The organism is Methyloligella halotolerans (assembly GCF_001708935.1).
Classification (GTDB): Bacteria; Pseudomonadota; Alphaproteobacteria; order Rhizobiales; family Methyloligellaceae; genus Methyloligella; species Methyloligella halotolerans.
This window is the reverse complement of sequence record NZ_MASI01000001.1, coordinates 282,660-296,216: the sequence shown is the minus strand read 5'-3', so window position 1 is coordinate 296,216 and position 13,557 is coordinate 282,660. Positions and strand designations below refer to the sequence as shown.

Genomic DNA, 13,557 nt, shown 5'->3' with positions numbered 1-13,557 from the left:
TCACGCCTGAAAATCAGAACGTTAAAGGTTTCCCATGGATATTCTGAGCGCGCTTTGGGGCTATGGAGACAGTCTGCTCTCCTATGTCGTCCCATTTCTGCTGGTGCTCACCGTCATCGTCTTCGTCCACGAGCTCGGCCACTTCCTCGTGGCCCGCTGGTGCGGCGTCGGTATCAGCGTGTTCTCCATCGGCTTCGGGCCTGAGATCGCGGGCTTCACCGACAAGCACAACACGCGCTGGCGGTTTTCGTGGATACCGCTCGGCGGCTACGTGAAGTTCATCGACGACGAGAACGCTGCGAGCGCGCAAGGCCGCGAAGCCTTCGAGAAGCTCTCAGAAGAAGACAAAAAGCGCAGTTTTCAGGGAAAAACTCTTGCCCAGCGCGCGGCTATCGTCGCTGCGGGCCCAATCGCCAACTTCCTTCTCGCCATCGCCATCTTCACGGTGATGTTCAGCCTGTTCGGCCAGCAGGTCACCGCGCCGAATGTCGATGTGGTGCGCGAGGGCAGCGCCGCGGAAGCCGCCGGATTCAAGCCGGGCGACGTGGTGCTCGAGGTCGACGACACGCGAATCGAGAGCTTCGGGGAGATGCAGCGAATCGTCAGCACTCAGCCCGGAGAGGAGCTGTCCTTCCTGGTCGAACGCGACGGCAAAGAGATTCGACTCACTGCCACGCCCGAGCTGCAGGAGGTCGAGGACCGCTTCGGCAACAAGATCCCCATGGGCATACTGGGGATTCAGCGCAACGCCGGCGCCAGCGAATGGACCTTGAAGCGCGAAGATCCGATCACCGCGCTGGGCATGGCGGTCAACCAGACCTGGTTCGTGGTCAGCCATTCGCTCGGCTACGTCTACGACGTGGTCATTGGCCGTGCAAAACCCGACCAATTGGGCGGTCCCATCCGGATTGCCCAGGTTTCCGGCCAGGCAGCGAGCCTCGGAATTCTTGCCGTCATCAACTTTGCTGCGATAATCTCCATCAGTATCGGACTGATAAACCTTTTCCCGATACCGATGCTCGATGGCGGTCATCTTCTGTATTACGCTGTCGAGGCGATCCGGGGTCGGCCGCTCTCCGAACGCAGCCAAGAGGTCGGTTTCCGGATTGGCCTTGCGGTCGTTCTTATGCTAATGATCTTCGCAACTTGGAATGATTTGATCCATCTAAGCTTTTCGTAACGGCGTAGACGCATTGTGCAGGTGGGCGAGGGACAAGACCCGCCGCACGCTTTGGGGACAGCCAACAAAAAAGGGCCACAAAAGCTGGTCAGCTTCGATCCTGCATACGCGTCTGTGGGGGATCGGCGTGAAGGGGGACATCACCAGCAATGGTGCGGTGTAACTGGTTTAGCGGGCTGATGTTTTTGGCCCTAGTACTGTTTGGCGCCCTGCCGATTTATGCCGGCATGGGTTACGCCACGGGGGATGAGTCGGCTTACGCTCAGGCCGGCGGAACCATCACGTCCATTCAGGTGCAGGGAAACCGGCGTGTCGAGCCGGCAACAGTGCGCGCCTATTTGACCTTCTCTGTCGGAGATCCCTACGACCCGGCAGAGGTCGACGAATCTCTGAAAACCCTGTTCTCCACCGGTCTGTTCAAGGATGTCCGCATCCGCCGCAGCGGCGGCACCGTGATCGTCGTGGTGCAGGAGAACCCAATCGTGAATCGCGTGGCCTTCGAGGGCAACGACGATGTCGATGACGAGACGCTTCAGGCCGAAGTCTCCCTGAAGCCGCGCTCCGTCTACACCCGCTCGCGGGTGCAGCAGGACGTGCAGCGCATTCTGGACGTCTATCGCCGCCAGGGCATGTATGCCGCCGCGGTGGATCCGAAGATCATCAATGTCGAGAACAACCGGATCGACGTGGTCTACGAGATCCGCGAGGGCGCGACGACCAAGGTCCGCTCGATCAACTTCATCGGCAACAACTCCTTCAGCGATTCCCAGCTCCGCTACGTCATCTCCACGACTCAGACCAACTGGCTGAGCTTCCTGAAGAACACCAACATCTACGATCCCGACCGCCTGAACCTGGATAAGGAGCTGCTGCGCCAGTTCTATCTGAAGGAAGGCTATGTCGACGCGCGCATCGTTTCGGCGACGGCCGACATGGATCCCAACGGCAAGGGCTTCTACATCACCTTCGTGATCGACGAAGGGCCGCGCTATCGTGTCGGGCAGGTCGACATCGAATCTCATCTGCCGTCTGTGAACGTCGAATCCCTGCGCCGCGACATCCAGTCGAAGCCCGGCCGCTGGTACGACGCTGAAAAGGTTGAGAACTCCGTCGAGGCGCTGACAGTCGACGTTTCGGAGCAGGGCTACGCCTTCAGCCAGGTGAGGCCGCGCCTCTACCGCGATCCGGCGACCCAGACCGTCGGCATCACCTACATGATCGAGCAGGGCCCGCGCATCTATATCGAGCGCATCGACATCGTCGGCAACTACCGCACCCTGGATAACGTGATCCGGCGCGAGTTCCGACTGTCGGAAGGCGATGCCTATAACCGCCTTCTCGTGGAGGCGGCGCGCCAGAGGCTGCGCAAGCTCGGCTTCTTCAAATCGGTCGATGTGGATACCCGTCAGGGTAGCTCGCCCGACCGCGTGGTCATTGTCGTGACCGTCGAGGAGCAGGCCACCGGCGAGCTCTCCTTCGGTGTGGGCTATTCGACCTCGGAAGGCATCATCGGCGATATCAGCATCTCCGAACGCAACCTGATGGGCCGCGGCCAGTATGTCCGCTTGGGCGTTTCGGGCAGCCAGGAGCGTCTGCAGTTCGACCTCAGCTTCACGGAGCCGCGCTTCCTCGGCCGCGATCTGGCCGCCGGCTTCGACGCGTTCCATAAGGACGTCGACTACTCGAACGTGGCCTCGTTCTCGCAGCGGAACACCGGTGGCGTGCTGCGCCTCGGCTTCCCCGTGGCACAGGATACCCGTCTCGGCCTGCGCTACTCCTACGAGCATGAAGAGGTCTATGACGTTCAGCCCGACGCATCGCCCGTTATCGCCTCGTCAGAGGGCGAGGCGAACGTGTCGAGCATCGGCTATACGCTGGCTTACGACACGCGAAACCTTCCGCAGTCTCCGACCCAGGGTATCTTCTTGTCGTTCTCGCAGGATCTCGCCGGCGTCGGCGGTGACGTGAACTACATCCGGACCGTGGCGGATGCCCGTGGCTACTATCCGATCACCAAGAAGCTGACCTTCGCCGGCCGCCTGCAGGGTGGCGTGATCGAGGGCTGGGGTGACGATCAGTGCGGCACGAACCTTTCGAATTCCGATCCGGGTTGCCTGCGCTTGACCGACCTCTTCTTCAAGGGCGGTGAAACGATCCGCGGCTTCGAGCGTGCCGGTTTCGGCCCGCGCGACATCGGCTCACCCGACAACGATGCCCTGGGCGGCAAGATCTACTATGCCGCCACCGCGGAAGTGCGTTTCCCGATGCCGCTCATTCCGGAAAATCTCGGCATGCAGGGCGCCGTCTTCGTGGATGCCGGCTCGCTCTATGACGCCAGCTCCCTCGCCAAGAATCTGGCCGAGGATCTGGCCGATGGCGATGACCTGCGGGCTTCCGCCGGTTTCAGCGTGATCTGGGCTTCGCCGCTTGGACCGTTGCGTGCCGATATCGCCCATGCGTTCCTGCATACGGATTATGATGAGCTCGAGGTGTTCCGCTTCGGCGCCTCGACCAACTTCTAGGACGGACCCGTCCGAGCCCCAACTTTCATAGTGTCTCGGCCGGGTCGTCCGCTCAGGCGTGATCGGTAGGCGTTGAACCATGGAGCATCCCGGCTTCTTCGAAAGAGCAGGGCCCTTTTCGGCCGCCGAGCTTGCGGAGAAGCTCGGCACCGAGCTGGCCGGCTCCGGCGACACCGAAATCTCGGACATCAAGACCCTTGGTTCGGCCGGGCCCGACGATCTCGCCTTTCTCGACAACCGGAAATATCTGGACGACTTCCGCGCGACCAAGGCCGGCGCGTGTCTTGTCTCGCCGCGCTTCGCCGAACAGGCTCCAGATGGTCTGACCTGCCTGACCACCAAGGATCCCTATGGGGCTTATGCCAAGGCTCTGGCGATCTTCTATCCCGGCTCGCTGATCCCGCGCTCGACCCATCCGGCCAGTGAGGGGCATGTTCATCCCTCTGCCACGTTGGAAGACGATGTGGTGATCGAGCCCGGTGCCGTAATCGGCCCCGAGGCGCGTATCGGCAAAGGGACCAGAATCGCCGCAGGCGCAGTGATCGGCTTTCGGGTCCATGTCGGCCGGGACTGCTATATCGGCCCGAACGCCAATCTTATCCACACCCTCGCTGGAAACCGGGTGGTGATCCATTCCGGCGTCTGCACCGGCCAGGATGGATTTGGCTTCGCCATGGGCGCAGCGGGCCACCAAAAAGTCCCGCAAATCGGCCGGGTTATCATTCAGGACGGTGTTGAGATCGGCTCAAATACGACCATCGACCGGGGCGCGTTAAGGGACACGATCATCGGCGAGGGCACAAAAATTGATAATCTCGTGCAAATCGGGCACAACGTCGCCATCGGAAGGCATTGCATTATCGTCTCGCAAACCGGTATTTCAGGCAGCGCAGTTCTCGGTGATTTCGTCGCCCTGGGCGGCAAGGTCGGTGTCGAAGGCCATGTCACCATCGGAGACGGCGCCCAGATCGCTGCCACGAGTGTCGTCAGGGGCGAGGTTCCGGCCGGGGCGCGGTGGGGCGGCGTTCCCGCCAAACCGGTGAGGCTTTGGTTTAGAGAGGTCACGCTTCTGCGCCAGCTGGCCGAAGGCAAGTTGAAGATTCAGGGTGACAAGGAAGATGGCGACGCCGGCTGACGGTAGCGCCGCTTGTATAAGGAGTGAGGCCGCATGAATGAGAGCGGTGTAATGGCAGAGCTCGGCACGGCTGAGGTCGTGGATATCATGAGGCTCCTGCCGCATCGTTATCCGTTTTTGCTCGTCGATCGCATCGTCGACATGGATGGCGACCGGTCCTGCACCGGCATCAAGAACGTGACCGTGAACGAGCCGTTCTTTCAGGGGCATTTTCCCGATAATCCGGTGATGCCGGGCGTGCTTCTCATCGAGGGCATGGCCCAGACCGCCGGCGCGCTCTGCATGCGTTTTGTCGAGGATTTCTCCAAGCCGCCGATCGTCTATCTCATGGCGGTGGACCGGGCCCGCTTCCGCCGTCCCGTGATTCCCGGCGACACGGTCTATTACCAGGTCAACAAGATGCGCAACCGCGGCAAGGTCTGGCGTTTCCGCTGCGAGGCGACCGTCGACGCAACGTGGTTGCCGAGGGCGAGGTGAGCGCCGTTATCGTCGACGACGTCGAATAGGCGCGCATTCTATGGCCAATATTCATGCGACCGCAGTGGTCGATCCCGGTGCGACGCTCGGCGCCGACGTCAGCGTCGGGCCGTTCTGCGTCATCGGCCCCAATGTGACCCTCGGCGACGGCGTGACCCTCCAGTCCCATGTCACGATCACCGGCCGCACGACCCTGGGGAAGGGCTCAACGGTCTTTCCGTTCGCCTCTCTCGGCCAGCCGCCCCAGGACACCAAGTACAAGGGCGAGGACACCGAGCTCACCATCGGCCAGCAGGCGATCATCCGCGAACATGTGACGATCCACATCGGCAGTGTCGGCGACGACCAGAAGACGATCATCGGCGATCGCTGCATGCTGATGGTCGGCGCCCACGTCGCCCATAACTGCAAGCTCGGCAACAACGTCCTGATGGTGAACAACGCCACCCTCGGCGGCCATGTGCGCCTGGCGGACAATGTCATCATCGGCGGGCTTTCGGCCGTGCATCAGTTCGTCCGCGTCGGCGAGGGCGCCATGATCGGCGGCATGACCGGCGTCACGGCAGACCTGATTCCCTTCGGGATGGCGATCGGCGACCGGGCCGCTCTGTCGGGCCTCAACATCGTCGGGCTGAAGCGCAAAGGCGTACCGCGCGAGGAAATCCATCAGCTGCGCCAGGCTTATCGCATGCTGTTCGGCCCGGAAGGCAATCTCACCGAGCGCTGCAATGCGGTCGAAGAGGCTTTCGGAAGCAACCCGCGCGTGAAGCAGATCCTCGATTTCGTCCGCTCCGACACCGATCGGCAGTTCCTGATCCCCCACCATGGCGGCTCCCACGGATAATCCCGGGCTCCCTCAGGCGGGCCAGACGGGGAAGGGCACGCTGGCGATCCTCGCAGGCGGCGGCAATCTTCCGTCCGTCGTCGCCGAGGCGGCGCTTGCGAAAGGCCGCCCGGTCTTCGTCATCGGCCTCAGGGGCCAGGCGGATGAACAGGTCATCTCCCGCTATCCCCATGGCTGGATGGATTGGGGCCAGATCGGCCGGCTGTTCTCCATGCTGGAAGACGCCGCATGTACGGAGATCGTCATCATCGGTCCCGTCACCCGTCCGGACGTCAAGCACCTGAAGGTCGATAGCGGCGCCCTGAAGATCATCCCGTTCCTGAAGACACTCGGGACGGGCGGCGACGACCGCATCCTTTCGAGCATCGTCCGCTTCTTCGAGGAACGGGGCTACCGCGTCATAGGGGCGTCCTCTATCGCGCCCGAGATTCTGGCGAATGAAGGTCTGCTTACCAAGAAGGGGCCGAGCGATCACGACCGCGCGGATATGGAGGTGGGATTCACCGCCGTGGACCGGCTGGGCGAGCTCGATATCGGTCAAGCCGTCGTCGTGGTGAACCGGCATGTTATGGCCGTCGAAGCCGCCGAAGGGACCGACGCCATGCTCGCCCGTTGCGCAGAACTCAGGACGAAACGCTACCGCTTCCGTCAGAAGAAGCTCGGTGTCCTGGTGAAGGCGCCGAAGCCGGGACAGGAGGAGCGCATCGACCTGCCGACCATCGGCGCCCGCACCGTCGAGATGGCGGCCGAGGCCGGCCTGGCGGGGATTGCGATTGCTGCCAACAGCGTTCACCTCGCCGAGCGGGAGAAGGCCATCGCCCGGGCCAACAAGCTCGGGCTCTTCCTCATCGGCGAGAAGCGGGACGAAGATGGCTAGGGCGGAAGACATCGCCGGCGACCGGCCCTTGCGGCTCTATCTCGTGGCCGGCGAGCATTCCGGCGATGCCCTGGGCGCGAAGCTGATCCAGGGGCTGCGTCAGCTCAGCGAGCGCCCGTTGGAGCTGGCTGGCGTCTCCGGCGAGCTCATGGAGGCCGAGGGCTGTCCCAGCCTGTTTCCCCTGAGCGATGTCTCGGTGATGAGCCCGCTTGCCATCCTCCGCCAGCTGCCCTTCCTGATCCAGCGCATCAACGAGACCGCGGAAGCGGCCATCGCCTATCAGCCCGACGTTCTGGTGATTCTGGACAGCCCGGAATTCACCCATCAGGTGGCCAAGCGTGTGCGGCGCTGGGCGCCTCATATCCCCATCATCGATTATGTCTCGCCGACCGTCTGGGCCTGGCGCCCGGGCCGCGCCAAGAAGATGCGCCGCTATATCGACCACGTTCTCGCGATCCTGCCCTTCGAACCGGAGGTGCACGAGCGGCTCGGCGGGCCGGCTTGCTCCTATGTCGGCCATCCCCTCGTAGAGCGGGTGAATGAGTTGGAGACATTGGACCCTTCGCCTTTGCGCGACGAACTCGGCATCGATCCGGACCGGAAAGTGCTCCTCGTCCTGCCGGGCAGCCGCCGCAGCGAAGTGCAGCGCCTCATGGAGCCGTTCGGCCAGGCCATCGCGTTGCTGCTGGAGAAGATCCCGGACCTGCAGATCGTATTGCCGACCGTGGCGAGCGTCCGGGACCTCGTGGAGGAGGGGATCAAGACCTGGCCGCTCCAGCCCCGCATCGTAACCGGCACCGAGAACAAGTTCGCCGCGTTCAAGCTCGCCGACGTGGCGCTCGCCGCCTCAGGCACTGTGACCCTGGAGCTCGCCTTGAGCCGCACGCCCATGGTGGTGGCCTATAAGGTGGATCCGCTTGCCGCCTATATCCGCTACATCATCCTGGTGGACATGGTCGCCATGGCGAACCTGATCTTGGGGCGAAAGGCGTTTCCGGAGCTGCTGCAATATTACTGCACGCCGGAAGCCCTGGCCGAAGCGCTCCTGCCGCTGCTTCAGGGCGGGCCGGAGCTCGAGGAGCAGAAGAAAGCGCTGGATGAGGTGATCCGCCTGGTCACGGAAAAGGACGAACCGCCCAGCATCCGGGCGGCCCGCATCGTGCTCTCATACGCGGAAGCGCAGGACGCGCCCTCGCGCGCCGATATCTAGGCCGGCAGACGCTTAGCCGCGCTCGTCCATGGCAACGTAGGAGCGTTCCGTCGGGCCCGTATAGAGCTGCCGCGGGCGCCCGATCCGCTGATACGGGTCCTCGATCATCTCCTTCCACTGGGCGATCCAGCCGACGGTCCGCGCGATGGCGAACAGAACCGTGAACATTTCCGTCGGGAAGCCCAGCGCCCGCAGGGTGATGCCGGAATAGAAGTCGATATTCGGATAGAGCTTCTTCTCAATGAAGTAGTCGTCGTTCAGCGCGATATGCTCCAGCTCCAGCGCGACCTTCAGGGTCGGATCGTCACCATGGCCGACCGCCTCGAGCACTTCGTGGCAGGTCTTCTGCATGATCTTGGCGCGCGGATCGTAGTTCTTATAGACCCGGTGGCCGAAGCCCATGAGGCGGAACGGATCGTTCTTGTCCTTGGCGCGGGCGATGAACTCCGGAATGCGGTCCACGGTGCCGATGCGCTGCAGCATGGTGAGCGCTGCCTCGTTGGCGCCGCCATGGGCCGGCCCCCACAGACACGCGATACCCGCCGAGATGCAGGCGAACGGGTTGGCCCCAGAAGAGCCGGCGAGCCGGACCGTCGAGGTCGAGGCGTTCTGCTCATGATCGGCATGTAGGATGAAGATGCGGTCCATGGCCCGCGACAGGACCGGGTCGACCTTGTAGGGCTCGCACGGCACGGCGAAGCACATGTTGAGGAAGTTCGCCGAATAGTCGAGATGGTTCTGCGGATAGATGAAGGGCTGGCCGATCGAATATTTGTAGGCCATGGCCGCGATCGTCGGCATCTTCGCGATCATGCGGATCGAGGCCATCTCCCGCTGCTCCGGATCCCGGATATCGGTGGAGTCGTGATAGAACGCCGAGAGCGCGCCCACGACGCCGACCATGACCGCCATGGGATGGGCGTCGCGACGGAACCCCGTGAAGAACTGGCTCATCTGCTCGTGCACCATGGTGTGGTACGCGATGCGCTTGGAGAAATCGTCGAACTGCGCCTTGGTCGGCAGCTCGCCGTACAGCAGCAGGTAGCCCGTCTCCAGGAACTTGCCCGTTTCGGCCAGCTGATCGATGGGGTAGCCCCGATAGAGCAGCACCCCCTCGTCGCCGTCGATATAGGTGATCTTCGATTCGCAGGAGGCGGTGGACGTGAACCCCGGATCGAAGGTGAAGTTGTTGGTTTTCTGGTAGAGGCTCGTGACGTCGATCACCTCAGGCCCGAGCGTTCCCTTGCGGATCGGCAGCTCCGCCGACTCGCCGTCGATCTTGAGGACGGCATCTTTCTCTGCCTGAGAGGCGTCGTAACGTTCTGCGATGCTCATATCTTAGCCTCCTACGCCTATCGCGGCCGAAGTGGCGGCATCGGCGATGCCGCGCAAGCTTGGCCGGAAACTTTTAATCTCTAGCAAGAGCAATCATATTGCAGTGCAGAAACAACTGTCTGCCATTTTAGTGCAACGCAACAAAGACGCACGCCCAAACTCTAGGCATTCGTGGGATATCCCGTCTGGTCGCCGATCCGGCCCAGAGCCTCGTCGCGACCCAGAACCACCAACACGTCGAAGATACCCGGCGAAGTGCTCTGGCCCGTCAGCGCGGCCCGAAGCGGCTGCGCGACCTTGCCGAGCTTCCGCTCCGTCTCGTCGGCGAACGTCCGGATGCAAGCCTCCAGAGGCTCCGCCGACCAGTCGTCGAGCGCCTCCAGTCTAGGCTGAAGTTCCGACAAAGTCTGCCGTCCCGCATCGTCGAGCAGCTTCTCCGCCTTCTCGTCCAAGGCGAGGGGACGCTCGGCGAACAGGAAGGCCGCATTCTCGATGAGCTCCACCAGGGTCTTCGCACGCTCCTTCAGCCCGGGCATCGCCTGGACGAGCTTGGTCTCGCCGTCACTTTCGAGGGCCGCCGCCATGGCGTCGCCGTCTTTAAGGTGGGGCAGGAGGGACTTGATCGCCGCGACCAGCGCCTCGTCGGAACTGTGGCGGATGTAATGGCCGTTCAGGTTCTCCAGCTTGGCGAAGTCGAACCGCGCCGCCGACTTGCCGATCGCATCGACGTCGAACCATTCGATCATCTGCTCCGGCGAGATGATCTCGTCGTCGCCGTGGCTCCAGCCGAGCCGCACGAGATAGTTGCGCAAGGCGGCGGGAAGGTAGCCCATTTCCCTGTAGGCCTCGACCCCGAGCGCGCCGTGCCGCTTCGAGAGCTTCGCCCCGTCGGGACCGTGGATCAGAGGCACGTGGGCGAAGACCGGCCGCTCCCAGCCCAGCGCTTCGTAGATCTGGCTCTGACGCGCGGCGTTGGTCAGATGATCGTCGCCGCGGATCACATGGGTGATTCCCATATCGTGGTCGTCCACCACCACGGACAGCATATAGGTCGGCGATCCGTCGCTGCGCAGCAGCACCAGATCGTCAAGATCCTTGTTGGCGAAGGTCACGCGGCCCTGGACCTGATCCTCGATGACCGTCTGCCCCTCCTGCGGGGCCTTGAACCGGATCACATAGGCAGCGCCCTCCGGCGCCTCCGATGGGTCGCGATCCCGCCATAGCCCGTCATAACCCGGCGCGCGGCTTTCCGCCCGGGCCTGCTCGCGCATCGCCTCGAGCTCTTCCTTGGTCGCATAGCACCGATAGGCCTTGCCCTCGGCAAGCAGCTGCTCCGCGACCTCCCGGTGCCGCTCGGCACGCGAGAACTGGTAGACGGGCTCGCCGTCCCAATCGAGCTCCAGCCAGCGCAGCCCGTCGAGGATCGCCAGGATAGCGCCCTCGGTGGAACGCGCCCGGTCGGTGTCCTCGATCCGGAGCAGCATCTTGCCGCCCTGGGCCTTCGCGTAGAGCCAGTTGAAAAGGGCCGTGCGCGCGCCGCCGATATGGAGATAGCCCGTCGGCGAGGGCGCAAAGCGGGTGATAACCTGATCGCTCATGTGGAGAATTCGTCTTCGTATGATTGGCCCGGTCGTTTGTCGCCGGCGCGGGCTGTTTAGCACAGCGCCCAGCTTCGCGTAAGAGTCGGGGACACCACGCAAGAGTGGTATAAGATCGGCGTATCGCGTCAGAGTAGGGGGTGGGCGCGGCGTGCGCCCTTATCCGGCATGGTGTTTGCGCCGGACCGTGAAGCCGGAGAGGCTTATTTTCCGTCGCGCTACGGGCGCCAGCGGCTCGAGCGCCTATGGTGCGGGGTGAGAGCCGCCGTCGAAGTCCAGTGGGACCGCAAGGTGCTCTGGCTTCCGGTTTTCTTTGCCTGCGGCATCCTTCTCTATTTCAGTCTGAAGAGCGAACCCGGACTGCTGCCGAGCGTGTCCCTGGCCGCAGCGGCCATGGCGCTCATCGCCATCTTCCGCCGCAACGTGCTGCTGCTCACCGTATTCGCCGCGGCGGGGAGCGCCAGCCTGGGCTTCGCCTTCGCCAAGATCCACACCGAGCTCGCCCGCGCCCCGGTGATCGCCGAGGAGACCGATTTCGCCAGGGTCAGCGGCTGGGTCGAGGAGGTGGAGCGGCAACACGGCCAGCGCGACCGCATCCTGCTGCGCTTGTTCGCAATGGAAAAGCGGGCGCCCGAGGAGACCCCGTACCGGGTGCGGATCAGCATCGGCAAGACCGCCGCGAAGCCGATCCGGACCGGAGACGCCATCGCTCTCTGGGCGACGCTGATGCCGCCGCCCGAGCCGGCTGAGCCGGGCGGATTCGACTTCGGCCGCAAGGCCTGGTTCGCCGGGCTTGGCGCCGTCGGCTACGCCACGAGCCGAATCGACGTGGTGCAGAACGCGCCTTCCCCACCGCTCTCCATACGCGTCTGAGCAGGCATCGACCGGATCCGGAACGCCATCAACGCGCGGATCGATGCGAGCCTGCCAGGCGAGGAGGGCGGTCTGGCAAAGGCCCTCATCACCGGCGACCGCGGCGGCGTCTCCGACGAGGTGCAACAAGCTATGCGGGATTCGGGTCTCGCCCATATCCTGTCGATCTCCGGGCTGCACATGATGCTGATGGCGGGAACGGTATTCTGGGCCTTGCGCGCGTTGCTTGCCTCGATCCCGGCGCTGGCATTGCGGTTTCCGATCAAGAAATGGGCCGCGGCCGCATCCCTGGCCGCCGCGCTGTTCTATCTCGCGATCTCCGGCGCAGCGCTCCCCACCATCCGCGCCTGGATCATGATGAGCATCGTCCTTCTCGCTGTGATCCTCGACCGGCCCGCCATCACCATGCGCAACGTGGCCCTGGCGGCACTTGCGATCCTCATCGTCGCGCCCGAATCGGTTTTCGATCCGAGCTTCGAGATGTCCTTTGCGGCCGTTATCGCCCTGGTCGCCCTCTACGAAGCCATGGCGGGGCGGAAGCGGCCCGAGCTCGACGACGTCAGCCTGACCTGGCGGACCTTGCGTTTCGCGTGGCTGGCGATCTGGGCGGCCGGCGTCACAACCACCGTGGCCGGTCTCGCCACGGCGCCCTTCGCGGCCTACCATTTTCACCGCGTCTCCTATTACGGGCTGGCGGCGAACCTGCTTGCGGCGCCCATCGTCGGCCTCCTGGTGATGCCCATGGCGCTGCTCTCCGTCGTCGCCATGCCCCTGCATCTGGAGCACGTGCCGCTATTGGTGATGGGGGTGGGGCTCGACGCCCTGGTCTGGGTCGGCGAGACGGTTGCGGCCTGGCCCGGGGCGATCTCCATCGTCCCGAGCATGTCCGGAACCAGCCTCTTCCTGATCGTCGCCGGTGGCCTATGGCTCTGTCTCGTCCACGGCGCGCTCCGGCAGGCGGGCTGGGCGGCCATCGCGTTAGGGCTCTTCACCGCGGGTACGGCGCCGCGGCCGGACCTGCTGATCGAACGCGAAGGGAAAGCCATGGCGGTGCGGGGGGAGGACGGGCTTCTGGCGCTACTTCCCGGCAGCCACAAGAACTATAGCGCCCAGAAATGGCTGGAAGCCGACGGCGATGCCCGCGATCCCGCATTGGCCGCCCAGAGCGAGAGCTTCACCTGCGATTCTCTAGGCTGCCTGACCGCCCTCGGGACCAGGCGCGTTGCTTTCCTGACCGATCCGGCCGCGGCCGAAGAGGATTGCCGGAGCGCGGATATCCTCATCGCCCAATTCTACGCGCCGAAGATCTGCGCGGGACCGGCTGTGGTCGTCGATCGCCGCTCCTTGCGGGACAACGGCGCCTACGCGCTCTATCTGGTCGATGGATCCCTGCGGATCGAGACGGTCGGAGAGGTGCGCGGCCGCCGCCCTTGGGCGGTGACCACGGTCGCGCAAGAAAGCCTCGGGAGTGGCCGGCCCGACCGCGTCAGGCTCGGCAAAAAGTAG

The 13,557-nt window shown here is 63.8% G+C and carries 11 protein-coding genes; 9 read left to right on the top strand and 2 right to left on the bottom strand.

The window, feature by feature from the left end; genetic code table 11:
* Window positions 1–34: 34 nt before the first annotated feature.
* The 7 genes from rseP to lpxB all read left to right on the top strand — a co-directional run bounded on the left by rseP (window position 35) and on the right by lpxB (window position 8,245).
* Window positions 35–1,180 (top strand): RIP metalloprotease RseP, encoded by a 1,146-nt coding sequence (gene rseP, locus A7A08_RS01505; RefSeq protein ID WP_069093786.1) that lies wholly within the window; start codon window positions 35–37, stop codon window positions 1,178–1,180.
* Between the two features lie 179 nt (window positions 1,181–1,359).
* Window positions 1,360–3,702 (top strand): outer membrane protein assembly factor BamA, encoded by a 2,343-nt coding sequence (gene bamA / locus A7A08_RS01500; protein ID WP_245290774.1) that lies wholly within the window; start codon window positions 1,360–1,362, stop codon window positions 3,700–3,702.
* A gap of 79 nt (window positions 3,703–3,781) precedes the next feature.
* Window positions 3,782–4,837 (top strand): UDP-3-O-(3-hydroxymyristoyl)glucosamine N-acyltransferase, encoded by a 1,056-nt coding sequence (lpxD, locus tag A7A08_RS01495; protein ID WP_069093784.1) that lies wholly within the window; start codon window positions 3,782–3,784, stop codon window positions 4,835–4,837.
* A gap of 33 nt (window positions 4,838–4,870) precedes the next feature.
* Entirely contained in the window at window positions 4,871–5,314 is a 444-nt protein-coding gene (gene fabZ / locus A7A08_RS01490; protein ID WP_069093783.1) for a 3-hydroxyacyl-ACP dehydratase FabZ, read from the top strand.
* Window positions 5,315–5,354: 40 nt separating this feature from the next.
* Window positions 5,355–6,158: an acyl-ACP--UDP-N-acetylglucosamine O-acyltransferase gene (gene lpxA, locus A7A08_RS01485; protein WP_069093782.1), complete on the top strand. Its 804-nt coding sequence runs from the start codon at window positions 5,355–5,357 to the stop codon at window positions 6,156–6,158.
* A complete protein-coding gene (locus A7A08_RS01480) occupies window positions 6,139–7,035 on the top strand; it encodes an LpxI family protein (RefSeq protein ID WP_069093781.1) in 897 nt (298 codons plus the stop codon). The genes lpxA and A7A08_RS01480 overlap by 20 nt, the downstream gene beginning before the upstream one ends.
* On the top strand, window positions 7,028–8,245 hold the full coding sequence (gene lpxB, locus A7A08_RS01475; RefSeq protein WP_069093780.1) for a lipid-A-disaccharide synthase: 1,218 nt from the start codon (window positions 7,028–7,030) through the stop codon (window positions 8,243–8,245). Before A7A08_RS01480 ends, lpxB begins: the two co-directional genes overlap by 8 nt.
* A 12-nt stretch (window positions 8,246–8,257) precedes the next feature.
* Here the strand turns inward: lpxB and gltA are convergent, their stop codons facing one another.
* Together gltA and gltX are read right to left on the bottom strand one after the other, a co-directional pair.
* Entirely contained in the window at window positions 8,258–9,580 is a 1,323-nt protein-coding gene (gene gltA / locus A7A08_RS01470) for a citrate synthase (protein ID WP_069093779.1), read from the bottom strand.
* Window positions 9,581–9,741: 161 nt separating this feature from the next.
* Window positions 9,742–11,178, bottom strand: coding sequence for a glutamate--tRNA ligase (gltX, locus tag A7A08_RS01465; protein WP_069093778.1), 1,437 nt, complete (start codon window positions 11,176–11,178; stop codon window positions 9,742–9,744).
* 255 nt (window positions 11,179–11,433) lie between these two features.
* Between gltX and A7A08_RS01460 the strand changes: the two genes are divergently transcribed.
* Together A7A08_RS01460 and A7A08_RS01455 are read left to right on the top strand one after the other, a co-directional pair.
* Window positions 11,434–12,051 (top strand): DUF4131 domain-containing protein, encoded by a 618-nt coding sequence (locus A7A08_RS01460; RefSeq protein ID WP_169822892.1) that lies wholly within the window; start codon window positions 11,434–11,436, stop codon window positions 12,049–12,051.
* Between the two features lie 6 nt (window positions 12,052–12,057).
* Window positions 12,058–13,557: a ComEC/Rec2 family competence protein gene (locus tag A7A08_RS01455; protein WP_083226349.1), complete on the top strand. Its 1,500-nt coding sequence runs from the start codon at window positions 12,058–12,060 to the stop codon at window positions 13,555–13,557.